Source organism: Streptomyces sp. NPDC056373 (assembly GCF_042262425.1).
Lineage (GTDB): Bacteria > Actinomycetota > Actinomycetes > Streptomycetales > Streptomycetaceae > Streptomyces.
In genome coordinates this window covers 12,854-39,603 of sequence record NZ_JBHJPX010000008.1, presented here as the reverse complement: position 1 = coordinate 39,603, position 26,750 = coordinate 12,854, and the positions used below count along the sequence as shown (strand labels likewise).

The 26,750-nt window shown below is 71.8% G+C and carries 25 protein-coding genes; 12 read left to right on the top strand and 13 right to left on the bottom strand.

What is annotated here, in order from left to right:
* Window positions 1-30: 30 nt before the first annotated feature.
* Window positions 31-1,929 carry an AMP-dependent synthetase/ligase gene (locus tag ACFCXS_RS17910; protein WP_376644291.1) on the bottom strand — a complete coding sequence of 633 codons (1,899 nt, stop codon included), beginning with the start codon at window positions 1,927-1,929 and terminating at the stop codon, window positions 31-33.
* A gap of 151 nt (window positions 1,930-2,080) precedes the next feature.
* Between ACFCXS_RS17910 and ACFCXS_RS17905 the strand changes: the two genes are divergently transcribed.
* Window positions 2,081-2,314, top strand: a complete 234-nt coding sequence (locus ACFCXS_RS17905) for a DUF6480 family protein (RefSeq protein WP_376644290.1) — start codon at window positions 2,081-2,083, stop codon at window positions 2,312-2,314.
* A gap of 73 nt (window positions 2,315-2,387) precedes the next feature.
* Here the strand turns inward: ACFCXS_RS17905 and ACFCXS_RS17900 are convergent, their stop codons facing one another.
* The 6 genes from ACFCXS_RS17900 to ACFCXS_RS17875 all read right to left on the bottom strand — a co-directional run bounded on the left by ACFCXS_RS17900 (window position 2,388) and on the right by ACFCXS_RS17875 (window position 11,369).
* Window positions 2,388-3,476, bottom strand: a complete 1,089-nt coding sequence (locus tag ACFCXS_RS17900) for a glutamate--cysteine ligase (protein WP_376644624.1) — start codon at window positions 3,474-3,476, stop codon at window positions 2,388-2,390.
* Window positions 3,477-3,586: 110 nt separating this feature from the next.
* The gene (glgB, locus tag ACFCXS_RS17895; protein ID WP_376644289.1) at window positions 3,587-5,794 is read right to left on the bottom strand and encodes a 1,4-alpha-glucan branching protein GlgB; all 2,208 of its coding nucleotides are present in this window, start codon (window positions 5,792-5,794) and stop codon (window positions 3,587-3,589) included.
* Between the two features lie 3 nt (window positions 5,795-5,797).
* Window positions 5,798-7,168 (bottom strand): maltokinase, encoded by a 1,371-nt coding sequence (locus tag ACFCXS_RS17890; protein WP_376644288.1) that lies wholly within the window; start codon window positions 7,166-7,168, stop codon window positions 5,798-5,800.
* Window positions 7,169-7,196: 28 nt separating this feature from the next.
* Window positions 7,197-8,933 carry a maltose alpha-D-glucosyltransferase gene (treS, locus tag ACFCXS_RS17885; protein WP_376644287.1) on the bottom strand — a complete coding sequence of 579 codons (1,737 nt, stop codon included), beginning with the start codon at window positions 8,931-8,933 and terminating at the stop codon, window positions 7,197-7,199.
* Complete coding sequence (locus ACFCXS_RS17880; protein WP_376644286.1) at window positions 8,930-10,927, bottom strand: alpha-1,4-glucan--maltose-1-phosphate maltosyltransferase; 1,998 nt, start codon at window positions 10,925-10,927, stop codon at window positions 8,930-8,932. The genes treS and ACFCXS_RS17880 overlap by 4 nt, the downstream gene beginning before the upstream one ends.
* A gap of 73 nt (window positions 10,928-11,000) precedes the next feature.
* Window positions 11,001-11,369, bottom strand: coding sequence for a DUF5133 domain-containing protein (locus ACFCXS_RS17875; RefSeq protein WP_376644285.1), 369 nt, complete (start codon window positions 11,367-11,369; stop codon window positions 11,001-11,003).
* 363 nt (window positions 11,370-11,732) lie between these two features.
* Between ACFCXS_RS17875 and ACFCXS_RS17870 the strand changes: the two genes are divergently transcribed.
* Together ACFCXS_RS17870 and glgX are read left to right on the top strand one after the other, a co-directional pair.
* Window positions 11,733-12,245: a pep a2 gene (locus ACFCXS_RS17870; RefSeq protein WP_376644284.1), complete on the top strand. Its 513-nt coding sequence runs from the start codon at window positions 11,733-11,735 to the stop codon at window positions 12,243-12,245.
* Window positions 12,242-14,395: a glycogen debranching protein GlgX gene (glgX, locus tag ACFCXS_RS17865; protein ID WP_376644283.1), complete on the top strand. Its 2,154-nt coding sequence runs from the start codon at window positions 12,242-12,244 to the stop codon at window positions 14,393-14,395. Before ACFCXS_RS17870 ends, glgX begins: the two co-directional genes overlap by 4 nt.
* A 3-nt stretch (window positions 14,396-14,398) precedes the next feature.
* Here the strand turns inward: glgX and ACFCXS_RS17860 are convergent, their stop codons facing one another.
* A complete protein-coding gene (locus tag ACFCXS_RS17860) occupies window positions 14,399-15,202 on the bottom strand; it encodes a VOC family protein (protein ID WP_376644282.1) in 804 nt (267 codons plus the stop codon).
* 246 nt (window positions 15,203-15,448) lie between these two features.
* Here ACFCXS_RS17860 and ACFCXS_RS17855 point away from each other — a divergent pair, with 246 nt between their 5' ends.
* A complete protein-coding gene (locus ACFCXS_RS17855) occupies window positions 15,449-15,769 on the top strand; it encodes an ANTAR domain-containing protein (protein WP_376644281.1) in 321 nt (106 codons plus the stop codon).
* A 30-nt stretch (window positions 15,770-15,799) separates the two neighbouring features.
* Here the strand turns inward: ACFCXS_RS17855 and ACFCXS_RS17850 are convergent, their stop codons facing one another.
* A complete protein-coding gene (locus ACFCXS_RS17850) occupies window positions 15,800-16,591 on the bottom strand; it encodes an RNA polymerase sigma factor SigF (protein WP_376644280.1) in 792 nt (263 codons plus the stop codon).
* A gap of 269 nt (window positions 16,592-16,860) precedes the next feature.
* Here ACFCXS_RS17850 and ACFCXS_RS17845 point away from each other — a divergent pair, with 269 nt between their 5' ends.
* From ACFCXS_RS17845 to ACFCXS_RS17830, 4 genes are all read left to right on the top strand, one after another.
* On the top strand, window positions 16,861-17,316 hold the full coding sequence (locus ACFCXS_RS17845) for a MarR family winged helix-turn-helix transcriptional regulator (RefSeq protein WP_376644279.1): 456 nt from the start codon (window positions 16,861-16,863) through the stop codon (window positions 17,314-17,316).
* Between the two features lie 353 nt (window positions 17,317-17,669).
* Window positions 17,670-18,596, top strand: coding sequence for an ABC transporter ATP-binding protein (locus tag ACFCXS_RS17840; protein WP_376644278.1), 927 nt, complete (start codon window positions 17,670-17,672; stop codon window positions 18,594-18,596).
* On the top strand, window positions 18,556-19,416 hold the full coding sequence (locus tag ACFCXS_RS17835) for an ABC transporter permease (protein ID WP_376644277.1): 861 nt from the start codon (window positions 18,556-18,558) through the stop codon (window positions 19,414-19,416). Before ACFCXS_RS17840 ends, ACFCXS_RS17835 begins: the two co-directional genes overlap by 41 nt.
* Before the next feature lie 192 nt (window positions 19,417-19,608).
* The gene (locus tag ACFCXS_RS17830) at window positions 19,609-20,130 is read left to right on the top strand and encodes a hypothetical protein (RefSeq protein ID WP_376644276.1); all 522 of its coding nucleotides are present in this window, start codon (window positions 19,609-19,611) and stop codon (window positions 20,128-20,130) included.
* Window positions 20,131-20,154: 24 nt separating this feature from the next.
* On the opposite strand, the gene hemC is transcribed toward ACFCXS_RS17830, so the two are convergent.
* The 3 genes from hemC to ligD form a co-directional block, all read right to left on the bottom strand.
* Complete coding sequence (gene hemC / locus ACFCXS_RS17825; protein WP_376644275.1) at window positions 20,155-21,090, bottom strand: hydroxymethylbilane synthase; 936 nt, start codon at window positions 21,088-21,090, stop codon at window positions 20,155-20,157.
* A gap of 180 nt (window positions 21,091-21,270) precedes the next feature.
* Entirely contained in the window at window positions 21,271-22,047 is a 777-nt protein-coding gene (locus ACFCXS_RS17820) for an NPP1 family protein (protein WP_376644274.1), read from the bottom strand.
* Window positions 22,048-22,189: 142 nt separating this feature from the next.
* The gene (gene ligD / locus ACFCXS_RS17815) at window positions 22,190-23,170 is read right to left on the bottom strand and encodes a non-homologous end-joining DNA ligase (RefSeq protein ID WP_376644623.1); all 981 of its coding nucleotides are present in this window, start codon (window positions 23,168-23,170) and stop codon (window positions 22,190-22,192) included.
* Between the two features lie 135 nt (window positions 23,171-23,305).
* Between ligD and ACFCXS_RS17810 the strand changes: the two genes are divergently transcribed.
* A complete protein-coding gene (locus tag ACFCXS_RS17810) occupies window positions 23,306-23,818 on the top strand; it encodes a MarR family winged helix-turn-helix transcriptional regulator (protein WP_376644273.1) in 513 nt (170 codons plus the stop codon).
* Between the two features lie 7 nt (window positions 23,819-23,825).
* Here the strand turns inward: ACFCXS_RS17810 and ACFCXS_RS17805 are convergent, their stop codons facing one another.
* Window positions 23,826-24,983: an MFS transporter gene (locus tag ACFCXS_RS17805; RefSeq protein ID WP_376644622.1), complete on the bottom strand. Its 1,158-nt coding sequence runs from the start codon at window positions 24,981-24,983 to the stop codon at window positions 23,826-23,828.
* A 90-nt stretch (window positions 24,984-25,073) separates the two neighbouring features.
* Here ACFCXS_RS17805 and ACFCXS_RS17800 point away from each other — a divergent pair, with 90 nt between their 5' ends.
* The 3 genes from ACFCXS_RS17800 to ACFCXS_RS17790 are packed head-to-tail and all read left to right on the top strand — an operon-like array spanning window position 25,074 to window position 26,730.
* The gene (locus ACFCXS_RS17800) at window positions 25,074-25,835 is read left to right on the top strand and encodes a helix-turn-helix transcriptional regulator (protein ID WP_376644272.1); all 762 of its coding nucleotides are present in this window, start codon (window positions 25,074-25,076) and stop codon (window positions 25,833-25,835) included.
* Between the two features lie 50 nt (window positions 25,836-25,885).
* Window positions 25,886-26,266 carry a DoxX family protein gene (locus ACFCXS_RS17795; RefSeq protein ID WP_376644271.1) on the top strand — a complete coding sequence of 127 codons (381 nt, stop codon included), beginning with the start codon at window positions 25,886-25,888 and terminating at the stop codon, window positions 26,264-26,266.
* Complete coding sequence (locus tag ACFCXS_RS17790; protein ID WP_376644270.1) at window positions 26,263-26,730, top strand: peroxiredoxin; 468 nt, start codon at window positions 26,263-26,265, stop codon at window positions 26,728-26,730. The genes ACFCXS_RS17795 and ACFCXS_RS17790 overlap by 4 nt, the downstream gene beginning before the upstream one ends.
* Window positions 26,731-26,750 lie beyond the last annotated feature (20 nt).

The window sequence follows — 26,750 nt, the reverse complement described above, 5'->3', positions numbered from 1 at the left end:
GGGGACGAGGCCTACGCGTCCGGCGCGCGCTCAACGGAATACATTGTCGGAATCGTCCCAGTTCGACGGTTCGGCCGGGGTGCTCGGCCGTCCGGGGCGCCTGCGGGACTGGTACATCGCGTCGATCTCGGAGGCGTAGTGCCGCACGATCTCGTCCCGGCGCAGCTTCATCGACGGCGTCAGCATCCCGTTCGTCACGTCGAACGCCTCCGGCAGGACCCGGAACACCCGGATCGACTCCGCGGGCGACACGACGCTGTTGGCCGCGGCCACGGCCCGCGCCACTTCCTCCCGCAGCGCGTTCTCCTCCCGCGCCTCCCGCATCTCGCCCTGCAGTGCCAGCCCGGCCCGCCAGTGCGCGAGGAATTCCGGGTCCAGCGTGATCAGGGCTCCGACGCAGGGCCGGTTGTCCCCCACGACCACCGCCTGGTGGATGAGCGGATGCATCCGCAGCCGCTGCTCCAGGGCCAGCGGGGCGACACTCTTGCCGCTGCTGGTGATGATGATGTCCTTCTTGCGGCCGGTGATCGTCAGATAGCCCTCCGAGTCCAGCAGCCCGAGGTCCCCGGTGGCAAGCCACCCGCCGCGCAGCGCGGCCCGGGTGGCGGCCGGGTCGCCCACGTACCCCTGGAACACCGACGGGCCGCGCACCAGGATCTCCCCGTCCTCGGCCACCTGGATCTCCGTGCCCGGCAGCGCCTGCCCGACCGTCCCGGACTTCTCCCGGCCCAGCGGCTGCATCGTCACCCCGCCGGCGGTCTCCGTCAGGCCGTACCCGTCGTGCACGTAGATGCCGATGCCCTCGTAGAAGAGAGAAAGATCGCGGCTGAGGGGCGAACCGCCGGACGTCGCCCGCTCCACCCGGCCGCCCAGTGCCGCCCGCAGCCTGCGGTACACCGTGCGCTCGTACAGGGCGTGCTGGAACCTCAGGTCGAAGCCGGGCCCGCGGCCGCGGCCCAGCCGCTGGCGCTCCAGGGCCGCGGCGAAGTCCCGGGCGGTCTCGGCGGCCCGCTCGAACAACCCGCCGTGCCCCCCCTGCTGAGCCGTGCGCAGGAAGTTCTTGTAGATCTTCTCCAGGACCGAGGGGACCGCGTAGAGGTACGTCGGACGGAACGAGCGCAGCGCCGACGTCAGCGCCTCCCCGCTCAGATCGGCCTGGTGCCCCATCAGCAGCCCGCCGCGCACGCACAGCCCCTGGATCATCAGCCCGTACACGTGGGAGAAGGGCAGGAACGCGAGCACGGAGCCCTGCTCCCCGCGCGGCGCCGCCGTGTGCCCCCAGCCCGTGAGCAGTGTGTCGCAGGGGCCGGCCAGATTGCGGTGGCTGAGCGCGCAGCCCATGGCGTGGCCGGAGGTGCCCGAGGTGTAGGCGATGACAGCGGTGGAGTCCGGCAGCACGATGCGGCGCATCGAGTCGACCGTGGCGATCGGGGTGAACTCGCCCTGCACCGTCAGCTCCTCGAGGGCGCCCGCGTCCAGCTGCCAGACGTGCCGCAGCAGCGGAAGCGAGGCGCACACCGAGCCGACGGTCATGACGCCCTGCTCGTCCTCCACGACCACGGCCACACAGCCGGCGTCCCGCAGGATCCACTCGACCTGATCGCGTGAGGCCGTCGGGTAGACCGGGACCACCTCGGCGCCGACAGCCCACAGCGCGTAGCACAGCACCGTCCACTCGAACCGGGTGCGCGCCATGATCGCCACGCGGTGCCCCGGTGCGATGCCCGAGGCGATCAGCCCCTTGGCCACGTCCACCACCGCGTCACGCAGCTCGATCGCCGTCACCTCCTCCCAGGTCGTGGAGGCGGGGTCGGCCCGCCGGGCGAGCATCGGCCTGGCCGGTTCGCGGTCCGCCGTGTCGAAGACGCTGTCGGCGAGCCCGCCGGTCAGCGGCGCCACGGCCGGGGGAGCGAGGGCGAGGTCGCGCATGCACTGCTCCTGACGTGTACGGGGTGTGACATTGCCGACGGGTACCGTCATCGGCGGTGCTCGAATGTAGTCGAGTCGAGACCCTTCGGGGTCGGAAAATACGGAAGTCGACCCGCTGGTGATCTCGGCGTGATCGGGGGACCCGGAGGACATGAGTCACATCAGTCCCGATCCCGAACCAGAACGCACCCCCGGTCTGGAACCCGGCGGCGGCGTACCGCCGGGCGAGACCCCACCCGCGGAGAGCAGCATGCCCGAGACGCTGCCCCGCGAGACACACAACCCGACCAAGGGCTGGGCCAAGGCACCGCTGACCGTGATCATCCTCTGCGTCGTGCTGATCGCGGCGTTCTTCCTGGCCTACGCCCTCGTCCTGATCCTCTGAACACCTGCCCGGCGAGACGCTGCCCGACAAGCCCCTTCCCGAACGAGCCCCTGCCCGCAACCGGCGGGACGCCTCACGCCTGCGTGCGGCGGACGCACTCGGTGACGACGTCCCGCAAGCTCCCCGTGCTCTCCAGCAGTGCGCGCTGCACCTGAGCGCCGTTGCCCTCCCGCAGCAGCTCGTCACAGGCCGTCCGGGCCCGATCCAGGTCGCCCGCGCTGTCGAGGGCCTCCTCGACGTGGTCCAGCAGGGCACGCACGACGGCTTCGGCGGGCATGCGCCGCATGGTCGCGGGGTGCAGCAACTCGCCCGAGAGGCCGGACCTGGCGGCCTGCCAGTCGGCCAGCCGCAGCAGGCTGACACTGTGGCCGAGCGGCTCACGGCCGTCCCGCCACTCGCGCGCGGCCGTCTCCACCAGCCCCCGGACGAGCGTGGCGACCAGCACGGCCGTGCCGGAGTGCAGACAGACGTCCGAGACGCGCAGCTCCACCGTCGGGTACCGCGAGGACAGCCGCGCGTCGAAGTAGATCATCCCGTCGTCCAGGAGGGCGCCGGTGGCCACCATGTCCGCGATGAGCTGGTGGTACCGCTCGGCAGAGCCGAAGATCTCGGTCGGGCCGGCCGACGGCCAGCGCAGCCACACCCGGCTGCGGTAACTGCTGTAGCCCGTGTCCTCGCCCTGCCAGAACGGCGAGTTCGCGCTGATCGCCCGCAGCACCGGCAGCCACGGCCGCAGCCGGTCCACGACCGCCACGCCCTCGTCGTCGGACTCGACCGACACATGCACATGGCAGCCCATGACGAGCTGCTCCCGGGTGGCGATGCCGTACTGCTCGGCCATCCACCGGTAGCGCCGGTTCACGCTGACGGCGGGGCTGACCGGCAGCGGTGAGGTGGCGAGCGCCGCCACGGTGCAGCCGATCTCCCCCGCGTGCCGGGCGGCCTCCTTGCGGCAGCGCACGATCTCCGCGCGCAGGCTCTCCATGGACGACTGCGGATGGGTGGCGAACTCCAGCATCTGCTCGTGGAGTTCCTTCTCGAAGACGTCCTGTTCCGCGTCGTCCTTCTCGGCCCGGGCGAGCACCGCCGCGGACAGCGCCCGCGGTTCCCCGGTCTGCGGATCGACCAGGAGGAGTTCCTCCTCCACTCCCACGGTGCGCACCTGATGCCCGCCCTTCTGTGCCCTGCCGCGTCGTACCGCCGGGCGCTCCCGGCGGTACGACACCCAGTGCCCCTCCAGGCGGGCAGGACACCTGGTGGGACAGGGGGACTTCACACGGCGAACGGCGTCAGCCACACCGTGGCGAGCGGAGGCAGCGTGATCCGGACACATCCGTCCTCCGGCTTGACCGGATCCGGGTTGGTCACGCCGCTGCCGCCGTAGCGCGCGTCATCGGTGTTGAGGCGCTCCTCCCAGGCGACGACGTCACCCGGCACCCACAGGCCGTAGTCCTGCCGGACCACGGGAGAGAAGTTCGACACCGCCAGCAGCGGCCTGCCCTCGGTGTCATGGCGGAGGAAGGCGAAGACGTTGTCGTCCGCCGAGTCCACCGCCACCCACCGGAAGCCCTCCGGGCGGGTGTCGCACTGCCACAGCGCCGGAGTCGCCCGGTACGCGGTGTTCAGGTCACGGACCAGGTCGCGCACACCCCGGTGGTCGCCCGCGGAGTGGTACCCGTCGTCGAGCAGCCACCACTCCGGGCCCTGCTCCACCGACCACTCGGCCCCCTGGGCGAACTCCTGCCCCATGAACAGCAGCTGCTTGCCGGGGTGGCCCCACATGAAGCCGAGATAGGCCCGGTGCGTGGCGCGCCGTTGCCACCAGTCGCCGGGCATCTTCGACACCAGGGCCTGCTTGCCGTGCACGACCTCGTCGTGGGAGATCGGCAGCACGTAGTTCTCGCTGTAGGCGTACACCATCGAGAACGTCATCTCGTGGTGGTGGTACTTGCGGTGCACCGGCTCGTGGGCGATGTACTCCAGCGAGTCGTGCATCCAGCCCATGTTCCACTTCAGGCCGAAGCCGAGCCCGCCGGTGTCGGTCGGCCGGGTCACCCCGCCCCAGGCGGTGGACTCCTCGGCGATGGTCACGACCCCGGGAGCGCGCCGGTACACGGTCGCGTTCATCTCCTGCAGGAACCGCATGGCCGCCAGGTCCTCCCGGCCGCCGTACGCGTTGGCCTCCCACTGCCCGTCCTCACGCGAGTAGTCCAGGTACAGCATCGAGGCGACCGCGTCCACGCGCAGACCGTCGATGTGGAACTCCTCGCACCAGTACACGGCGTTCGCGACCAGGAAGTTGCGCACCTCGGTACGGCCGAAGTCGAACTCGTACGTGCCCCAGTCCGGGTGCTCCGCGCGCCGGTCGTCACCCGGTTCGTACAGCGGCTCGCCGTCGAACCGGGCCAGGGCCCAGTCGTCCTTCGGGAAGTGCGCAGGCACCCAGTCCATGATCACGCCGATACCGGCCCGGTGGCAGGCGTCGACGAAGAAGCGGAAGTCGTCCGGCGTGCCGAGCCGGGCCGTCGGGGCGTAGAACCCGGTGACCTGGTAGCCCCAGGACCCGTGGAAGGGGTGCTCGGCCACCGGCATCAGCTCGACGTGCGTGAAGCCCAGGTCCTTGACGTACTTCGGCAGCTCCTCGGCGAGCTGCCGGTAGGTCAGCCCCGGCCGCCACGACGCCAGGTGCACCTCGTAGACCGAGAACGGCGCCTCGTGCACGGGCGTGTCGGCGCGGTGCGCCATCCACTCGGTGTCGCCCCACTCGTAGTGCGAGGCCGTCACGATCGACGCCGTGTGGGGCGGCTCCTCGCAGCGCCGCGCCATCGGGTCGGCCTTGAGGAAGCGGTGGCCGTACCGGGAGTGGATCTCGAACTTGTACGGCGTTCCCTCGCCCACGCCGGGCAGGAACAGCTCCCACACGCCCGAGGCGCCCAGCGACCGCATCGGGAACTGCGTCCCGTCCCAGTGGGTGAAGTCCGTGGTGACCCGCACGCCCTGCGCGTTCGGCGCCCACACCGTGAACCGGGTGCCGCTCACGCCCTCGTGGGTCATGGGCTGTGCGCCGAGCGCCTGCCACAACTGCTCGTGCCGGCCCTCGCGGATCAGGTGCAGGTCGAGCTCGCCCAGCGCCGGAAGGAACCGGTACGGATCGTGCGTCTCCTGCTCGCCCTCCGCGTACGCCACGTGCAGGGTGTAGGCGGGGATCTCGTCGAGCGGCAGCACGCCCGAGAAGAGGCCGTCGCCCTCCGAGACCAGGGCCGTGCGTCTGCCGCCGACGACCACGCTCACCGCGCGGGCGAAGGGGCGCAGCGCCCGGAACACGACCCCGCCGGGCACCGGGTGGGCCCCCAGCAGCGCGTGCGGATCGTGGTGGGCTCCCGCCAGCAGGCGCCCGCGGTCCTCGGGACTCAGGGCAGGGGCGGTCGTGCTCGGGACCGGGCCTGACGGCTCCGGGATTGAGGTGTCTCGCAGGGCCACGGCTCAGTCTCCTCTCACGGCGAGGCGCTCGATCGCCGCCATGGGTACAGGCAGCCAGTCGGGGCGGTGCCGTGCCTCGTACAGCACCTCGTACACGGCCCGGTCCGTCTCGTAGGCGCGGAGCAGTCCGTGTTTCTTCCGGGGGTCCCAGCCGGCGCGGGCTGCGTAGCCCGCGCAGTAGGCCTCGCGGCAGCGACGGGCCCACTCGGGGCGCCAGGGGCGGCGCTGCCGGGCGGCGTAGTCGAAGGAACGCAGCATCCCGGCGATGTCCCGCACCGGGGAGTGGGCGCTGCGCCGTTCGGAGAGCGGCCGGGACGGCTCGCCCTCGAAGTCGATGACGAACCACTCGCGCCCGGCCCGCAGCACCTGACCGAGGTGCAGGTCGCCGTGGATGCGCTGGGCGGGCGGCCCGGCGTCGCAGCTGGTGAGAGCCGCGAACGCGGTCCGCAGCCCGGGCACGAACGGCTGCAGCGCGGGCACGCAGTGCGCGGCGGCGTCCAGCCGTTCGGTCATCGCGGCCGCCGTCTGCCCGTTCTCCCCGGGCCCGCCGACGGGGAACGCCGACGCCAGCGCGAGGTGCACCTCCGCGGTGGCCACGCCCAGCGCACGGGCCTGGACCGTGAAGTCGTCCCCCGATGCCAGTGCGTTCAGCCCCAGCGTCCAGCCGTCGGAGGCGTCCCGCAGATACGGCTGCAGCACGCCGAGGGTGGCCTTGAACGGATGCCGGGTCTGGAACCAGGCCACCGGCGCGGGAACGCGGTGACAGCCCTGCCGGGCCAGCGCTCCCGGCACCTCCAGGTCCGGGTTGACGCCCGGCTGGATGCGCCGGAAGACCTTCAGGATGTACTCGTCGCCGTACACCAGCGAGGAGTTGGACTGCTCGGCGTCCAGCAGTCGCGGCACCAGTCCGGCGGGCACCGGCTGGTCCGGGTCGCAGTCGAAGCGCAGGGGGCCGGCGGTGCCCGGTTGCCGCAGCCGGTCCAGCAGGAGCTGGGCGGAACGGGGGTCGTGCAGCGCGTCGTACACCGTCATCCCGGCCAGCGGTCCCTCCTGCACCTGTCCGATGAGGGCCCGCCCGAGCCGCGGCGACGGGTGCTCCCGCACACCGAGCAGGAGCTGGTAGCAGTCGCCCGCCGGGGGAGCGCCGCCCGGCGAGGGCACGCCCGTGTGCCCGGCGTGTCCGGCGTGGATCAGCAGATGCAGACAGCCCGGGAAGAGCTCGGTCATCGACAGCAGGCCGAGCTCCGTGACGGGCCGGTCCTTGCCGGCGAACCAGCGCTGCCGGGGCAGCCACTCGCGCAGCAGCCCGCCGAGCGACTCCATGGGCTCGGCCAGGCGCCGGAGGTCGGGGCGCAGGAATGCGGTCTTCGGCATGGTCACGCCTCCTTTCGTCGGCGCTGGCTCACAGTCGCCGGCCGATGCGGGAGGCGACCCGGGTGAGCCGGAACCAGTAGAAGCCGTGGCCCCCGAGCGTCAGCAGGTACGGCAGCTCGCCGATCGCCGGGAAGCGGACCCCGCCGAACAGCTCCACCGGGTGGCGCCCGGCGAACTCGCGCAGGTCCAGCTCGGTGGGCTGCGCGAACCGCGCGAAGTTGTTGACGCACAGGACCAGGTCGTCCCCTCCTTCCCCGGAAACGGGGGCCTCGCGCAGGAACGCCAGCACAGCGGGGTTGGAAGAGGGCAGTTCGGTGTAGGAGCCGAGCCCGAAGGCCGGGTTCTGCTTGCGGATCTCGATCATGCGCCGGGTCCAGTGCAGCAGCGAGGACGGCGACGACATCGACGCCTCGACGTTGGTCACCTGGTGGCCGTAGACCGGGTCCATGATCGCGGGCAGGAAGAGACGGCCCGGGTCGGAGGTCGAGAAGCCGGCGTTGCGGTCGGGCGTCCACTGCATCGGCGTGCGCACCGCGTCCCGGTCGCCGAGCCAGATGTTGTCGCCCATGCCGATCTCGTCGCCGTAGTACAGGATCGGCGAGCCCGGCAGCGACAGCAGCAGGGCGGTGAACAGTTCGATGGTGTGCCGGTCGTTGTCGAGCAGCGGGGCGAGCCGGCGGCGGATGCCGATGTTGGCGCGCATGCGGGGGTCTTTGGCGTACTCGGCCCACATGTAGTCGCGCTCTTCGTCGGTGACCATCTCGAGCGTCAGCTCGTCGTGGTTGCGCAGGAACATCCCCCACTGGCAGCCCGAGGGGATGGCCGGGGTCTTGGCCAGGATCTCGGAGACGGGGTAGCGCGATTCCCGGCGTACGGCCATGAAGATGCGCGGCATGACCGGGAAGTGGAAGGCCATGTGGCACTCGTCGCCGCCGCTGGGGTAGTCGCCGAAGTAGTCGACGACGTCCTCGGGCCACTGGTTGGCCTCCGCCAGGAGCACGGTGTCCGGGTACTGCGCGTCGATCTCCTTGCGCACCCGCTTCAGGAAGTCGTGCGTGGCGGGCAGGTTCTCGCAGTTGGTGTCCTCGGCCGCGTAGAGATAGGGCACCGCGTCCAGCCGGAAGCCGTCGATGCCCAGGTCCAGCCAGAACTTCAGCGCGGCCAGGATCTCCTCCTGGACGCGCGGGTTCTCGTAGTTGAGGTCCGGCTGGTGGGAGAAGAAGCGGTGGAAGAAGTACTGGCCGCGCACCGGGTCGAAGGTCCAGTTCGAGGTCTCCGTGTCGACGAAGATGATCCGGGCGTCCGGGTAGCCCTTGTCGTCGTCGGCCCACATGTAGTAGTCGCCGTAGGGTCCGTCGGGGTCCTTGCGCGACTCCTGGAACCACGGGTGCTGGTCGCTGGTGTGGTTCATGACGAAGTCGATGATCACGCGCATGCCGCGCTGGTGGGCGGCGTCGGCGAACTCCACGAAGTCGGCCAGGTCGCCGAACTCCGGCAGGACGGCCGTGTAGTCGGCGACGTCGTAGCCGCCGTCGCGCAGGGGTGACTTGAAGAAGGGCGGCAGCCACAGGCAGTCGACGCCCAGCCACTGGAGGTAGTCGAGCTTGGAGGTGAGGCCCTTCAGGTCGCCGACGCCGTCGCCGTCGCTGTCCTGGAACGAGCGGACGAGCACCTCGTAGAAGACGGCGCGCTTGAACCAGTCGGGGTCTCGGTCCCTGGCAGGGGTGTCCTCGAAGGTGTCCAGCACGGGCTCGTTCACGGTCATGATGCTTCGGCCCCTCCGTTCGCGTGTGCGGCGGGCGGGGACTGGACGTGAAAGACGTGCGCGGGAGCCCGCCCCGGCTCCAACCGCACGTAGTTGTTCCTGCTCCAGTGGTAGGTCTCGCCGGTGAGCTCGTCGCGCACCGGAACCGACTCGTGCCGGTCCAGGCCGAGTTGCGGCATGTCCAGCGAGACCGTGGCCTCCTGGGTGTGGTGGGGGTCGAGGTTGGCGACCACCAGGACCACATCGGATCCGCTGCGCTTGCTGTACGCCATGACCTCGTTGTTGTCGGTGTGGTGGAAACGGAGGTTCCTGAGCCGGCGCAGCGCGGGATGCTCCCGCCGGACGGTGTTGAGGCGGGTGAGCAGCGGGGCGATGGTGCGGCCCTCGCGTGCGGCGGCTTCCCAGTCGCGGTGGCGGAGCTGGTACTTCTCCGAGTCGAGGTACTCCTCGCTGCCTTCTCGCAGTGGGGTGTTCTCGCACAGTTCGTAGCCGGAGTAGATGCCCCAGGACGGTGAGAGGGTCGCGGCGAGGACGGCCCGGACCTCGAAGGCGGGGCGGCCGCCGTGCTGGAGGTGGGCGTGCAGGATGTCGGGGGTGTTGGGGAAGAAGTTGGGCCGCATGTAGGAGGCGGCCTCACCCGACAGCTCGGTCAGGTACTCGGTCAGCTCCTGCTTGGAATTGCGCCAGGTGAAGTAGGTGTAGGACTGCTGGAAGCCGATCTGGGCCAGGGTGTGCATCATCGCCGGCCGGGTGAACGCCTCGGCCAGGAAGATCACGTCGGGGTCGGTGCGGTTGACCTCCCCGATCACCCGCTCCCAGAAGACGACCGGCTTGGTGTGGGGGTTGTCCACCCGGAAGATCCGCACCCCGGCGTCCATCCAGTGCCGCAGCACCCGCACCGTCTCGGCGACCAGGCCGTCCATGTCGGCGTCGAAGGCGATCGGGTAGATGTCCTGGTACTTCTTCGGCGGGTTCTCCGCGTAGGTGATGGTGCCGTCGGGGCGGTGGTGGAACCACTCGGGGTGCTTGTGCACCCAGGGGTGGTCCGGGGAGCACTGCAGCGCGAAGTCCAGTGCCACCTCCATGCCCAGCTCCCGGGTCTGCTGGACGAACCGGACGAAGTCCTCCAGGGTGCCCAGGCCGGGGTGGACGGCGTCGTGGCCGCCCTCGGGCGAGCCGATCGCCCAGGGCACGCCGACGTCGTCGGGGCCGGGGGAGAGGGTGTTGTTCTTGCCCTTGCGGAAGGTGGTGCCGATGGGGTGGATCGGCGGCAGGTAGACGACGTCGAAGCCCATCGCGGCGATCGCCGGGAGTCTGCGCGCGGCGGTGCGGAAGGTGCCGTGGGGCTGCTCGGGGGTGCCCTCGGAGCGCGGGAAGAACTCGTACCACGAGCCGTACAGGGCCCGCTCCCGTTCCACGAGCAGCGGCAGCGGCTCACTGCTGGTGACCAGGTCCCGCAAGGGATGGCGGGCCAGGACCGCGTCCACCTCCGGCGTCAGCGCCGCCGCCAGACGAGCCGCCGCGGACAGCGAATCGTCGCGCAGGGTCTTCGCCGCGGTGAGCAGCACCGTGCGGCCGGCTCCCTTCGGCACGCCGGCCGCTGCCCGCTCGTACAGTTCCGCGCCCTCCTCCAGAACCAGGCCCGGGTCGATGCCCGCCGGGATCTTCACGTCCGCCGTGTGGCGCCAGGTGGCCACCGGATCGCTCCAGGCCTCCACCCGGTACGACCAGTGGCCGACGGCGTTCGCGGCGACCTCGGCGCCCCAGCGGTCGCTGCCGGGGGCGAGTTCACGCATCGGCGCCCACGGCCCGGGGCGGCCCTCGGGGTCCTTCAGAACGACATTGGCGGCCACCGCGTCGTGCCCCTCCCGGAACACGGTGGCGGTGACCTCGAACGATTCACCCACGACTGCCTTCGCCGGCCGGTTGCCGCTCTCCACGGCCGGGCGGACGTCCCGTACCGGGATGCGGCCGATGGCCCGGGTCCTTCTCATGGTCCTCACCTCCAGCGTGCTCGAAAGCCGGGCCGCAGGGCCCGGCCGGGGGACGGGATGTGTGGGAAGGCCGTTACCTTCCCGCCGGGGATCTGTGCTCGGCGGCCGGGGATCTCCGTTCGGCCGCCGACGGTCTGCGTCGGACGGCCGTGGCCGGACGAGTCCGTTCGCCGGGTTCCTGCAGACAGGTGACGTGCTGCTCCTGGAGGCAGGTGATCTGCTGTTCCTGCAGGTAGGTGACGTGGTTCGTGCGCAGGTACCGCTCGGCCGCGTCCGCGGCCTCCCGAGCGCAGCGCTTGCCCATCAGCACACAGAGCGTGTAGCCGGAGTCCTCGAACGTGGTCCGCACGGTGCGGTCGTTCGGTGCCGCGAGCATCACGCGTTCCCAGGCCCGGTAACGCCGCAACTGCCGGGCGACTTCGGCTTTGGCGGGTAGCAGCATGGCGCCGATCACCTTTCGGGGCTCGAGGGGCACGGTCTCCCGACGGTCGGACGGCGGCCGTGCGCACAGCGGCACGGATCCGTGACGGCGATCGAGTTCTTCACACATGGTGCACGCGGGACGACGCAGCGTCTTGTTGGATCTTCAACCAGTAGTGGTTTCGCTGGGCCGTTCAGGTCACCCGAACCCGCTCACTTGTGTGTACTCCGGCCTCAGCTGTGCGCTCGTGTTGCACGAACGGGCTATCACCCTCAGGCTGAGTGTGACTCAGAAGCGATGAACGCTCACGTTCCGTGTTCGGGGCTCGTCCCGCAGGACCGCGGGAGCGAGAAGGAACCGAGCTTCGCGGTGAGGAGCCGACCGATGAAGACCGCAGTGCCCTGCTACTACCACCTCGACGTGGAAGTCAGCCCGGAACGGGTGGGACAGGTCAGCCGCATTCTGGCCGCTCACCTGAGGTTCTGGGACCTGGACAACCTGATCCAGCCCGTCTGCGGCGGTGCCGAGATGCTGCTCAAGGCCATCGACGAACACGCCACGGACAAGAACACGTCGGTCGAGATGTGGTGGAACGGGCAGCACCTGATCACCGCCATCGGGGACAACGACCGCGCCCTGCGCCCGGACCAGGAGCTGCGCGGGTGCCTGGAGCACCTCGCGGCGATGAGCGACGGCTGGGGCTGCTGCGCCACCGAGACCGGCAGCAAGGTCATCTGGTTCTCGCAGCGCGCCCGCGCCGGGGAACGCGTACCGCTGGTGCCGACCGCGCCCGCGCCGCGCGAGAGCGAGGGCCTCGACGTGCCTCGCGAGGAACGGGTCGCGCAGCTTGCCGGGCCGGCCGGCATCCCGGCCGAGGTTCTGGAGGACGCCCGGTGACGCGCCGGCCGTCACGGAAAGGGGCGTCCGCCTGGGGCGGGCGCCCCTACCCTCTGGGGGCGGACCACGACGGGGAGGGCACCAACTTCGCGCTGTTCAGCGAGGTCGCCGAACGCGTCGAGCTGGTCCTGGTCGACGACGACGGCACCCACACCCAGGTGCCGCTGAACGAGGTCGACGGCTTCGTGTGGCACGGCTACCTCCCCGGCGTCGGGCCCGGCCAGCGCTACGGGTACCGCGTACACGGGCCGTGGGCCCCGGCCGCGGGCCACCGCTGCAACCCGGCGAAACTGCTGCTCGACCCGTACGCCCGTGCGGTGGACGGGCAGATCGACAACCACCCCTCGCTCTACGAGCGCAACCCCGGCGGCCCCGACCCGGCCGACAGCGCCGGGCACACGATGCTCGGCGTGGTGACCGACCCGGCCTTCGACTGGGGCGACGACGCGAGGCCCGGCCGGCCCTACGCCGACACGGTGATCTACGAGGCACACGTCAAGGGCATGACCCGCACCCACCCCGAGGTGCCCGAGGAACTCCGGGGCACCTACGCCGGGCTGGCCCACCCCGCGGCCGTCGAGCACCTGACCTCCCTGGGCGTCACCGCCGTGGAGCTCATGCCGGTCCACCAGTTCGTCCACGACGGGGTGCTGCACGACCGGGGACTGGCCAACTACTGGGGCTACAACACCATCGGCTTCTTCGCCCCCCACAACGGCTACGCCGCCCACGGCACGCGCGGCGAGCAGGTCGCCGAGTTCAAGCAGATGGTGAAGACCCTGCACGCGGCCGGTCTCGAAGTGATCCTCGACGTGGTCTACAACCACACCGCCGAGGGCAACGAGAGAGGGCCCACGCTGTCCTTCCGCGGCATCGACAACTGCTCGTACTACCGCCTGGTCGACAGCGACTGGGAGCACTACTACGACACCACCGGCACCGGCAACAGCCTGCTGATGCGCCACCCCTACGTCCTCCAGCTGATCATGGACTCGCTGCGGTACTGGGTGACCGAGATGCACGTCGACGGCTTTCGCTTCGACCTCGCGGCCACTCTGGCCCGGCAGTTCCACGAGGTGGACCGGCTGTCGGCGTTCTTCGACCTCATCCAGCAGGACCCGGTGATCAGCCGCGTCAAGCTGATCGCCGAGCCCTGGGACGTCGGAGAGGGCGGCTACCAGGTCGGCAACTTCCCGCCGTTGTGGTCGGAGTGGAACGGCATGTACCGCGACGCGGTCCGGGACTTCTGGCGCGGCGAGGACCACACCCTCGGCGAGCTCGCCTCCCGGCTCACGGGCTCCTCCGACCTGTACCAGCACAGCAGGCGCCGGCCCCGCGCCAGCGTCAACTTCGTCACCGCGCACGACGGCTTCACCCTGCGCGACCTCGTGTCCTACAACGACAAGCACAACGAGGACAACGGCGAGGACAACCAGGACGGCGAGAGCACCAACCGGTCCTGGAACTGTGGCGCCGAGGGGGCGACCCGCAACCCGGCCGTGCTGGAACTGCGCACGCGCCAGCAGCGCAACCTCCTCGCCACGCTGCTGCTGTCCCAGGGCATCCCGATGCTCTCCCACGGGGACGAACTCGGGCGCACCCAGGGCGGCAACAACAACGCCTACTGCCAGGACAACGAGATGTCCTGGATCGACTGGCGGCTCACCGGGGAACAGCGCGATCTGCTGGAGTTCACCCGGTACCTTATCCGGCTGCGCACGGCACATCCCGTGCTGCGGCGGCGCCGCTTCTTCCTCGGCGAGACCCTCACCCGGGCGGACCAGCCGCTGCCCGACCTGGTGTGGCTGGCGCCCGACGCCCGCGAGATGACCGACGACGACTGGGAGCGCGGCGACGCGCACTCCGTCGGTGTCTTCCTCAACGGCGACGCCATCGCCGAGCCCGATCCGCGGGGGCGCCCGGTCGTGGACGACTCGTTCCTGCTGCTCCTCAACAGCCACTGGGAACCGGTCGACTTCCGCCTGCCGGACGCCTCCTACGGCGAACGCTGGAAGGCCCTCATCGACACGGCCGACCCGGAGGGCGCCCCCGACGAGTCCGAGCACAAGGCGGGGACGGACCTCGGCGTCGACGCCCGCAGCCTGGTTCTGCTGTCCCGGCCGTCACGGGCGGCACGCGAGCCGGAGTGACCGTCAGCGGTCGCGGCGCGCGGTCACCGTGAACTGCGCTCCGTCGTGGTCGCGCAGCACGGCCTCGTCGCTTCCCTTGGACAGGACGCTGCCGCCGTGGAGTTCGGCGGCACGGGCGCAGGCCTCCACGTCGTCCACGGAGAAGTGGACCTGCCAGTGCGGCCGGATCGCGGGGTCGGGGGCCGCCTCCAGGGCCCCTGACTCGATCCGGGCCACCACGTCCCCACGGCTGCGCAGCACGACCTCGCCGCCCTCGTAGTGGACCTCGCAGCAGCCCGGCCGCCGGCTCGCCCACTCGAGGATCTCGCCGTAGAAGATCGCCGCGTCGAAGGCGTCCCGGGTGTGCAGTGTGATGAAGGCCGGCTGGGCGTTGCGCCAGGTCTCCCAGTCGGTGAAGAGGTCGCCCTCCCAGATGCCGAAGGTCGCCCCGTCCCGGTCGGCCAGCAGCGCCGCCCGCCCCGGCGGGAGGGAGATCGGCCCGACCGCGACCGTCCCCATGCGCTCCTGCACCCGCGCCACCGCCTCGTCCGCGCTGCGCACCGCGAAGTACGGCGTCCACGCCACCGCCATCTGCCACATGGTCGCCACGCCCGCGATGCCGGCCACCGGCGAGCCGTCCACCAGCGCGATCCGGAACCGGTCACCGAGCTTGGCGGGCCGCCACTGCCAGCCCAGCACGGCCCCGTAGAACTCCTCCGTCGCCTTGACGTCCCGGCTGGTCAGGCTCACCCAGCAGGGCGCGCCGAACACGGAATGTGATGAGACGACGTCCTTCGTGCCGGAGGAGGTGGGCATGTCGTGGTTCATGGCAGTCGCGTCCTGATCTCGTCGGCCTGGCAGCCACCGGAGGATTGACACCAGTGTCCGGCCGGAACCGCTGTGGGCGCCTGCCGAGTACCCCGGCGGGGGCGCCGAAACGGCGTCCGGCCTGGTCCGCCCCGGTGGCACAGGGCGTACCGAGTGACGACGATGGATGGGTCGGACACTGCGTCAAGGTACTCAAGCATCCGGTGGGACCTCGGGCGCAGCGGCGCACCGGACCCGGAGGTGACCATGACCACGGACGGGGGCTCGGATCGGATCCTCGAACTTCAGGAGCAGGTCCAGCAGCTGAAGGAGGCGGTCGTCTCCCATGCCGTCGTGGACCAGGCGATCGGGATGGTCGTGGCACTCGGCCGGATCTCCCCCGACCGGGGGTGGGCCGTGCTGAAGGAGGTCTCCCAGCACACCAACATCAAGCTGCGCAATGTGGCCGAGCTGATCCTCGTCTGGGGGCGCACGGGCGTGATGCCGGAAGAGATCCGGGCCGTGCTGGAGGACGCCCTCGATCGCGCCGGACCGACGCAGATCCCCGGGTCGCCGCCGGAGGGGTGAGCCCCGCCAGCGGCACCGGGCGCCCGCGCGTCAGCGGGCCTCGGTGAGCAGTTCCTCACGCAGATGGGCGAAGCAACTGCTGAGCAGCCGGGAGACGTGCATCTGCGAGATGCCGAGCTGTTCGGCGATACGGCTCTGGGTCATGCCCTTGAAGAAACGCAGATAGAGGATGATCCGTTCGCGCTCCGGCAGCGCCTCGAGGCAGGGCCGGACGGCCACCCGGTTGACCACGATGTCGAACGCCGGGTCGGGTCCGCCGATCGCGTCCCCGAGGGCGTAGCCGTCGGTCCCGGGCATCTCCGCCTCGAGCGACAGCGCGGAGAAGCACTCCAGGGCCTCCATTCCGGTGCGCACCTCACCATCGGTGAGCTGGGCGAACTCGGCGATCTCGGCGACGGTGGGGGCGCGCCCCGGGGTGGTCTGCGACAGCTCCTTGGCGGCGTGCCGCACCCGGTTGCGCAGGTCCTGGACCCGGCGGGGGACGTGCAGCGTCCACATGTGGTCACGGAAGTGGCGCTTGATCTCGCCGGTGACCGTCGGTACCGCGTACGCCTCGAAGGCGTTGCCGCGGGCAGGGTCGTAGTGGTCGACCGCCTTCACCAGGCCCAGAGCGGCCACCTGGTAGAGGTCCTCGAGGGACTCGCCGCGGCCGCGGAACCGGATGGCGATCCGCTCGGCCATGGGAAGCCAGGCCTCGACCAGCTCGTCCCGCAGGGCCTTGCGCTCGGGCCCTTCGGGCAGCTGCGCGAGACGCGCGAACGCCGCCGCGGTGTCGGGGGCGTCGTCGTGGGGGTGCGTTCGGGTGCTGCCGGCGATACGCATGGTGCGCACCTCCCTGAGCAGGTGCTGAATGGGGACAGACACCGCGGGAAGCGCGGCCTCGGACGTCACGGAAACCAGGAGTCCGGGCGGCCCGCTCCCCACATACGTGCCTCCTGTCCGAAGCACTGGCAATTCAGACAATACGGCATTTGGGGGACGCGGGCGCGACGCGGGCGCTCTCGAGGTCGCTGCCCTTTCAGGGACGTCTCTTGACCTCTCTTGACCCCGCCTTGGACCGATTAGCTCTGTTGCAGAGCTAATCTCGGCCCATGGAGCCGGACACCTTCCCTGAAGAGCTGGCCGACGCGCTCGTCGGGGTTCAGCGGCTGATCCGGCGGCGCCTGCGGCGGCAGATGCCCGACCCGCGGCTGCGCGGTGCCGAGGTGGAACTGCTGCGCCTGGTCGTGGCCCGGCCCGGCGTCGGCATCTCCGACGCGGCCAAGGACCTCGGGCTGGCGGCCAACTCGGTGTCCACCCTGGTCAACCAGCTGGCGGGGGCGGGCTACCTGGTCCGCGAGACCGACCCCGCCGACCGGCGGGCCGCCCGGCTGCTGCCCACCCCGGCCGCCGAGGCGCGGCTGGGGGAGTGGCACAGGCTCCGCGCCGAGCTCGTGCACCGCCAGGTGGGGCGGCTCGACGAAGCGGATCGCGAGGCACTGCGCGCGGCGATCCCGGCCCTGCGCAAGCTGGCCGACACCCTGCACGAGGAGGCCGAGGAGTCATGACGAGGGACACCGCCCCATCCCGGGCCGACAGGCCCGCCCGCCCGGCTGACCCGCCCGCCTCCCGGGCCGACGAGACCGGCCCTCGAACTGACGGGATCGCCCCCCGGGAGGCCGGCGAAACGGGCCCTCGAACTGACGGGACGCCCCGGGCGGCCGGCGAAACGGGCTCCCGGGCTGACGGGACGCCCCGGGCGGCCGGCGAAATGGGCTCCCGGGCTGACGGGGCGCCCCGGAGGGCCGGCGAGACCGGCCCTCGAACTGACGGGATCGCCCCCCGGGAGGCCGGCGAAGCGGGCTCCCGGGCTGGCGGGACGCCCCGGGCGGCCGACGATTTGGGTCCCCGGGCTGACGGGATGCCCCGGAGGGCCGGCGAAGCGGGCTCCCGGGCTGACGGGACGCCCCGGACGGCCGACGAAACGGGTCCCCGGGCCGGCGAGGCCGTCCCCCGGGCCGACGCCGTCGCCTGTACCGGGCTCACCTACGCCTTCGGCGGCACCAACGCCGTGGACGGGCTCGACCTCACCGTCCGGCAGGGCGAGGTCTTCGGCCTGCTCGGACCCAACGGCGCGGGCAAGACCACCGCCATCCGCTGCATCACCACCCTGCTCCCCGTGCCCGCCGGCATGGTCAGCGTCTTCGGCCACGACGCCGCCGGGGACCGCATGGCCGTACGCCGCCTGCTCGGCTACGTACCGCAGCAACTGTCGGCGGACGCCGGACTCACCGGACGGGAGAACGTCGCCCTGTTCGCCCGGGTCTTCGACGTGTCCCGCGCCGAGCGCGCCGAGCGCGTCGCCCAGGCGCTGGCAGCCGTCGACCTCGCCGACGCCGCCGACCGGCTGGCCGCCACGTACTCCGGCGGTATGGTCCGCCGGCTCGAACTCGCCCAGGCGCTGGTCAGTGCCCCACGGCTGCTGATCCTCGACGAGCCCACGATCGGCCTGGACCCGATCGCCCGCACCGGCGTGTGGGAGCACATCGGCGCCGTCCGCCGGGCCACCGGCATGACCGTGCTCGTGACCACCCACTACATGGACGAGGCCGACCAGTACTGCGACCGGGTCGCTCTGATGCACCGCGGCCGGATCCGGGCCCTCGGCACCCCCGCCGAGCTCCGGGACGGGCTCGGCGCCCGCCGCCGCGCCGCGGGCGCGGCCCAGAACACGCCGCCGACGCTGGAGGACGTCTTCCGGGACGTGGCCGGCAGCGGTCTCGACGAGGAGGCAGGAGATTTCCGCGATGTCCGAAGCACCCGCCGCACCGCGCGCCGCGTCGGCTGACCCCGCCCGCGCCCACGGCATCGACCTGCTGCTCAAACCTCCGGCGCCCCGGGCCGGTTGGCGGCTGCTGCCCGCCCGCGTCGGCGCGATGTGCGCGGTCGAGCTGCAGAAGCTGCGCCACGACCGCACCGAGCTGTACACCCGTGCGGTGCAGCCGGCCCTCTGGTTGCTGATCTTCGGTCAGACCTTCACCCGCATCAAGGCGATCCCCACCGGCGGCATCCCCTACGTCGACTACCTGGCGCCCGGCATCATCGCCCAGTCCGCGATGTTCATCGCCATCTTCTACGGCATCCAGATCATCTGGGAGCGCGACGCCGGGGTCCTCAACAAGCTCCTCGTCACGCCGACTCCGCGGTCGGCCCTGATCACCGGCAAGGCCTTCGCGGCCGGGGTGAAGTCGCTCGTCCAGGCCGTCGTCGTGCTGCTCATCGCGGCACTGCTCGGCGTGGCCCTGACCTGGAACCCCCTCAAGCTGCTCGCCGTCGCCGCGATCGTCGTCCTCGGCTCGGCCTTCTTCTCCTGCCTGTCGATGACCATCGCCGGCATCGTCCTCAGCCGTGACCGCCTGATGGGCATCGGGCAGGCGATCACCATGCCGCTGTTCTTCGGCTCCAACGCCCTGTACCCGGTGTCCGTGATGCCGGCCTGGCTCCAGGCCGTCAGCAAGGCCAACCCGCTCAGCTACGAGGTGGACGCCCTGCGCGGCCTCCTCCTCGGCACGCCCCGTCATCTGGTGTCCGACTTCGCGGTGCTGGGCCTGGCCGCCGCACTCGGCGTCACGGCGGCCTCGGCCCTGCTGGGCCGTCTGGCCCGTTGATCTTCACTCGTGGAAGTGATGTGCGGCACGCCCGGGCAAGCGCTTTCTCCCGCTCTTTCCGGATAACCGCTGGGCACGGCTTGATCACCGATCAAAAAGGATGAACTGCCAGGCCACAGCGCATTCTGCTCATTTGACAGTGCGCTGAGACCACAGATAGGAAGCAGCTTCCAGAGGTCGAGAGGGTGCAGCGTGTACGAGCCGAACGTGGTCGGGGACTGGCAGGAGTACGACGAGCATGCCGGTCTGCGCGTCCGCGTCCACCGTCTGGAACCGGCCGAGCCGCCCCGCGGCCGGGACGACGCCGCCGAGGGGCTGACGTACTTCTGCCTCCGCGTGACGGTCGAGAACCGCGGCAGCCGCCATCTCGGCGTGCACCTGGAGGACGGGCAGATCGACGTCCGCCTCGGCCCGGACGGGGAGAGCGCCTTCATCGACTGGCGCAACTCGCAGTTCATCGAGGGCTTCGACGTCTATCCGCTGCGTCGGGCCACCGCCGTGCTGTACGCGGCCGGCGCCGAGGCGTCCCTGAGTCTGGTGGACGTCCAGGTGCAGTTGCGTGTCGAGGAGGAGTGGACCGACCGCCGGCTCTGGTCGGGCGGCATCGGCGCGCACGAGGGGGGCGCCGGCGGTCAGCAGGGCGCGGTGCGGGACAGCCTGGCGCACCAGGTGAGCGTCTTCCTGCGGGATCAGGCGGAGGAAGGCACCGCCTGATCCGGCGTCAGGCCGTCGCGGGGGTCAGTGCGGGATGCCGTCGATGATCTCGCGGGCACCCTGACGCAGCAGGGCCACGGCGACCGAGGTGCCCAGCGTGGCCGGGTCGAGCCGGCCCGCCCACTCGTGGGCGTTGAGGCGCGTCTTGCCGTCCGGGGTGAACACGCAGGCCCGCAGGGACAGTTCACCACTGCGGTCCACCTGTGCGAACCCGGCGATGGGGCTGTTGCAGTGCCCCTGGAGCACATGCAGGAACATGCGCTCGGCGGTGGTCTCCCGGTGGGTGTCCGGGTGGCCGAGACCGCTCACCGCGTCGATCAGCGCCGCGTCGTCCTCGCGGCACTGCAGCGCCAGCACGCCCGCGCCGATGGGCGGCATCATCGTCTCGGTCGAGAGGATCTCGCTGATGACGTCCTCGCGGCCGATGCGCTCCAGGCCGGAGACCGCGAGCAGCAGGGCGTCGGCTTCCCCCGCGGCCAGCTTCGCGAGCCGCTTGTTGGCGTTGCCCCGGAACGGCACGCACTCCAGGTGGGGATGCGTGGCGGCCAGCTGCGCGACGCGGCGCACCGAGGAGGTGCCGATGCGGGTGCCGGCCGGCAGTTCGTCGAGGGTGAGGCCGCCCGGGTGGATCAGGGCGTCGCGGATGTCGTCCCGCTTCAGGAACGCGGCGAACACCGTCCCCGCCGGGAGCGGCCGGTCGGCGGGCACGTCCTTCACGCAGTGCACGGCGAGGTCGGCCTCGCCGGCCAGCAGCGCCGCGTCGACCTCCTTGGTGAACGCGCCCTTGCCCTCGACCTGGGACAGATCGCCCATCCACTTGTCGCCGGTGGTCTTCACCGGAACGACCTCGGTGCGCACTCCGGGGTGGGCGGCGGCCAACTCGGCCCGGACGCGCTCCACCTGGGCGAGCGCCATGGGGGAGTCGCGGGAGACGATGCGAATCAGTTCGGGGACGGACATGCGGACACGATAGACCCTCTCGCGGGGGTGTTCGTGCCGTACCTCCCCCGACCGCCGGGCGGCGTACGTCAGTTCGCCACGAGTGGATCTTCCTGCGGTACGGCGCCGCCGCTCCGCGGGGCGGCACCGCACGAGCCGGGTCCGGCCGAAGGCCCGGGGCCTCCGGCCGGACCGTGCGCGTCACGCGTACGGGTCGAAGGCGATGCCGGAGGGCTTGGCCTTGGCGAGGTGGCCGGCGAAGTTGCCGTCCTTCAGGCCGAAGTTGGCGCTGCCGAAGTCGTACGCCGTGAGCTTGTCGCGCACCCCGGCCGGGTAGCCGTTCCAGCCGACCAGCGCCGGGTACTGCCAGGTGCGCTTGTGGTTCTCCGGCGGCTCGTCGTTGGCGTTCGCGGCGCGGAAGCAGTGTGTGCTGACGCCGTCCTTGTGGTAAACGATCTTCGCGTGCGTGCCGTCGAAGCGGATGGCGGACGCCGCGTGCACGGTGAACCCGCCGTGGTTGGACGTCGACACGTACTTGACCTGGTTGTCCTGCACGAACACCGCGACGTGCTCGAAGTCGTGCCGGTGGCCGCCGATGCTGCTGCCGGCCACGGCCTGGTCCTTCTCGAAGTAGAGGGCGTACAGGACGGCGCACCAGCCGTTGTTGCACTTGGAGCGCGCGTAGCCGTTGGTGTTGTCGAGGTCCGAGGCGTCCCGGCAGTTGCCGTTCAGGGCGCCGGTCGGGTTGAGCCCGCCGTTCACGGTGCCGTCCGGGCCGATCGCGGGCGTGGAGTAGCAGCCGTCGGTGTCGTAGTCGTAGGCGGGCTGGTACGTCTGCTCCAGCGTGTCCGCGTTGGCGGGCAGTGCCGCGGGCGGGGCCGCGTGGGCCGTGGCGGGGACCGCGAGGACGAGGGCTGCGGCACCGGCCGCCCCGGTGAGCCATCTCCTGCGGTGGTGGGCGAACGGGCGTGACGACACTGCGTCCTCCTCGGTCCGGGCGCAGCCCAACGGCTGTGGGGGAAAGGGAGGTTCAGCTTCCAGGCTGAACGCGTCCATGCCAAGAGGGATGGAGGAACTCAACAGTGAATCGCAGCCCAACAGTTGACCACCGGCCGTCGTTTCAGACCAGGTCGTCCGGGATGTCCGCCGCCGCGTCCTCAGGCGCCAGGTCGGGCCGCAGCCGCAGCCAGGACGGCTGCCTCAGCAGCCCCTCCCGGGTGCGGGTGCTGTAGCGGACCTCGCCCACGAGGCGGGGTACGACCCAGTGCGCCCCCGGGGTGCGCGGGGCGGGATCGAAGGGGCAGACACCGGTCGCTGCGGCCCGCAACAGCGCGGCGAGTTCCGCGCGTTCGGCCTCGCTCCAGCCCGTGCCCACGCTGCCGACGTAGCGCAGCCGCCCCGCGGCACGCTGCCCGACCAGTACCGCGCCCGGCAGGCCGGTGAGCCGCCCCTTGCCGGGCTGCCAGCCGCCGACCAGGACATCCTCGGTGCGCATGTTGCGGATCTTGATCCAGGCCCGGGAGCGGGTCCCGGGTTCGTACACGGAGTCCAGCCGCTTGCAGACCAGGCCCTCCAGGCCGTGCTCCCGGGTGGCGCGCAGGGCCTCGGGGCCGTGGCCGACGAGCGCGCGCGGGGTCGACCACGAGGGTCCGGCGAGGCCGAGGTCCTCCAGTGTCGTGCGGCGGTGCGCGTAGGGGAGCCGCAGCAGTGAGTGGTTCGCCAGATGCATCACGTCGAACAGCACGAGATGGACCGGCACCTCCGCCGCCCGCCGTGCGGCCCGGGCGGGCGCGTGGGCCAGGCCCATCCGGGACTGCAGCAACTGGAAGCTGGCGCGGCCCTCGGCGTCCAGGGCCATGATCTCGCCGTCCAGTACGGCGGCCGTGGTGCCGAGGGCGGTGCCCAGCGGCTTGAGTTCCGGATAGGCGGCGGTGATGTCGTCCCCGGAGCGGGCGCGCAGCAGTACGCTGCCGTCCCCGGGCAGATAGGCCACCACGCGCTGGCCGTCCTGCTTGGTCTCGTAGGCCCACCGCGCGTCCTGCGCGGCGGGCGGCAGGGTGCCGGACGTGGCGAGCATGGGCGGGATCAGCGGCAGGTCCACGGGTGAGGTGTCGACGAACCGCCCGGCCCTCACGCGTGTTCTCCGGCTGATTCCCCTGAACGGCGCCGACCGCGGCGGGTACGGTCGACCGCCCGGTTTACTTGAGTTACGCAACGAGATGGTAGCGTGGCGCTCATGTCCACACCACCGCCCCCCGCCGTCCCCTCCCCGGAAGTGATCGACATCGAGCGCGCGCTCAGCCGCATCACCTACCTGAGCACCCGCGCCCGCCGGCACGACCGGCTGATGGCCCTGGCGGGCGTGCCGCTGGACCGCGCCGCCGTGGCGCTGCTGCGGCAGATCGCCGACTCCGAGCCCCTGCGGCCGGGGGAGCTCGCCGCGCGGCTGGGCGTGGAGGCCTCGCACATCACGCGCACGGTCCAGCAGTTGCAGAAGTCCGGGTACGTCACCCGCGTCCCCGACCCGGACGACCGCCGCGCCCAGCGTATCGAGCTCACCGACGCCGGCGGCGAGGCCATCGCCAAGGTCCGCGAGGCCGGGGTGCGTGGCATGCAGATGGCGCTGTCCCAGTGGTCGCCCGACGAGCTGCGGCAGCTCGCCACGCTGTTCCACCGCATGGTCGACGACTTCCTCGCCTACGGCGACGAGGAGGGCGAACCCCAGGCTGCTCCGGGCGGCTCCGCCTGATTCCTGGTCACCGTGCGGCCGGATCGAGCGGATCCGCCCGCACGGCGTCCGCCGCCCCCGGATCCGCCGGTTCGCGCAGGCCGCACAGCAGCAGTCGGCCGAGGGCGGGCAGCACGACGAGCGGCAGCAGGGCCCACCGGAGGGACGTCGCGTCGGCCACTGCCCCGAGCGCGGGGGCCGCGAGCCCGCCCACGCTCACGGTCAGGCCCAGCGTGACCCCGCTCGCGGTGCCCACGCGCCGGGGCAGGAAGTCCTGACCCAGGGTGATGTGCAGCGAGAACGGCACATAGAGGCCCGCCGACGTCAGTGCCACGAACAGGTACACCGGCGGCCCGGGCACCAGCACCAGCCCCGCCACGGCCAGGACGGTCAGGGCGTACGACCGGCGCACCACCGGCATCCGCCCGTACCGCCCGGCCAGCCGGCCCCCCGCCAGGGTGCCGACCGCGCCGCCGGCGTACAGCACGAACAGCGCCGCGGTGCCTGCCGCCTCGCCGCCGCCGGTCCGCTCCCGCACGTACAGCGCGACGAACGTGCTCAGGCCGACGAACACCACGGAGCGGCAGACCACGGCTCCGGACAGCCGCAGGAAGGACCCCCAGTCGTCCGCACCGGCGGCGGTGCTCGCACCGGCCCTCCCGGCGCCGGACCCCGCCGAGCGCACGGCCGCCGCGCACAGCGCAGCCCCCGCCAGCGCCGGGAGGACCAGCAGGGGAGTCGCGCGCAGCCCGCCCGTGGCCATCACGGCGAAGACCAGCAGGGGCGCCGACGCGAAGCCGGCGTTGCCGCCGAAGGAGAACCAGCCCATCCCGGTGTGCCGGCCGTGCGCCAGGGCCCGCGCCACCCGGGCGGCCTCCGGATGGTAGGCGGCAACCCCTACCCCCGACACGGCCACCACCGCCAGAGTCAGCGCATAGGAACCGGTCACCCCGCTCAGGGCGACGCCCGCCCCGGCCGTCAGCGCGCTCAGGGGCAGCAGCCAGGGCATCGCCCACCGGTCGGTGAGCACCCCGAACAACGGCTGCACCAGCGACGACAGCAGGGACGCCGCCAGGACGACACCGGAGGCGGCGGCATAGGAGTAGGCACGCTCGGCGACGAAGTACGGCACGAGGGCGGCCACGGCCCCCTGGTACACGTCCACGCAGGCGTGCCCCAGGGACATCAGGCCGATCGGTCGGCCGTACGGCGAAGAGGTCACCCGGCGATCGTCGTCCGCGGAACGTCCGGCCCGCTTCCGATAATCTGCCCGATCGTGCCGAACACCCGCCACGCCCCGACCGCTCCCACCCGAGCCCAGCGGCTCACCGCGGGCGACCGCATCGACGCGCACCGGCACGACGACCACCAGATCGTCTACGCGGGCTCCGGCGTCGTCGCCGTCACCACCGACGCCGGCACCTGGTTCGCCCCCGGCACCCGCGCCATCTGGGTCCCGGCCGGCACCGTGCACGCCCATCGCGCACACGGCCGCCTCGACCTGCACCTGATCGGCCTGCCCGCCGGCGACAACCCGCTCGGCCTGGACCACCCGGCCGTCCTCGCCGTCAGCCCGCTGCTGCGCGAGCTGATCCTCGCCTACACCCGCGACCCGGGTGACCACGGCCCGGAACGCCGCCGGCTGCGCGCCGTCCTGCGCGACCAGCTCCGGGTCTCGCCCGAGCAGCCCCTGCGCCTGCCCACCGCCGTCGATCCGCGGCTGGCGGCCGTCTGCTCGCTCGTGCACGCCGACCCGGCCGACGCGCGCACCCTCGCCCGGCTCGGCGCCGCGACCGGGGTGGGGGAGCGGACCCTCAGCCGGCTCTTCCACCGCGAGTTCGGCATGACCTTCCCGCAGTGGCGCACCCAGTCGCGGCTCTACCACGCCCTGCGGATGCTGGCCGACGGCCTGCCCGTCACGACCGTGGCCCACCGCTGCGGCTGGTCCTCCGCGAGTGCCTTCATCGACGTCTTCCGCCGCTCTTTCGGCTACACTCCGGGCCGCCATCACCCGCGCTCCCAGGACCCGGTGAACTGACCCGTCTACCGGGCGGTAATAATGCGCTGCAGGCCTTCAGAGGAGGAACCGTGCCCCGGTCCGAACGCTCACCCCTGCTGCTCGCCGGCCTGCTGGCCACCGCGGGCGTCGCCCACTTCGCCACCCCCCGCCCGTTCGACGCGACCATCCCGCGCGGCCTGCCCGGTACGCCCCGGGCCTGGACCTACGCCAGCGGCGCCGCCGAGCTCGCGCTGGCCGCCGGTCTCGCACTGCCCCGTACCCGCAAGGCCGCCGCACTGGCCACGGCGGCCTTCTTCGTCGGAGTGTTCCCCGCCAACGTCAAGATGGCCGCCGACTGGCGCCACCGCCCCACGCCGCAGAAGGCCGCCGCCATCGGACGCCTGCCCCTGCAGGTGCCCCTCGTGCTCTGGGCCCGCGGCGTGGCCCGGAACGCGGAGGGCAGGTCGTGAGCACGCGTGTGGAGACCGGGGACACGGTCGAGGACTTCGCCCTGCCCGACGAGACCGGCACCGTCCGCACCCTGTCCGCCCTGCTCGCCGACGGCCCGGTCGTGCTCTTCTTCTATCCCGCGGCCCTGACTCCCGGCTGCACGGCCCAGGCCTGCCACTTCCGCGATCTGGCCGCCGAGTTCGCCGCCGCCGGAGCACGGCCCGTCGGCATCAGCGGCGACGCCGTCGAACGGCAGCAGGAGTTCGCCGGACGGCACGGCCTCGGCATGCCGCTGCTGTCCGACGCCGACGGTGCGGTCCGAGAGCGGTTCGGGGTGAAGCGAGGCCTCTCCCTGGCGCCCACCAAGCGCACCACGTTCGTCATAGCGCAGGACCGCACCGTCCTCGACGTCGTCCGCAGCGAACTGCGCATGAACGCACACGCCGACCGGGCCCTCGCCGCGCTGCGCGCCCACCGCGCCTGACACCGTCCCGAATGCCCCGT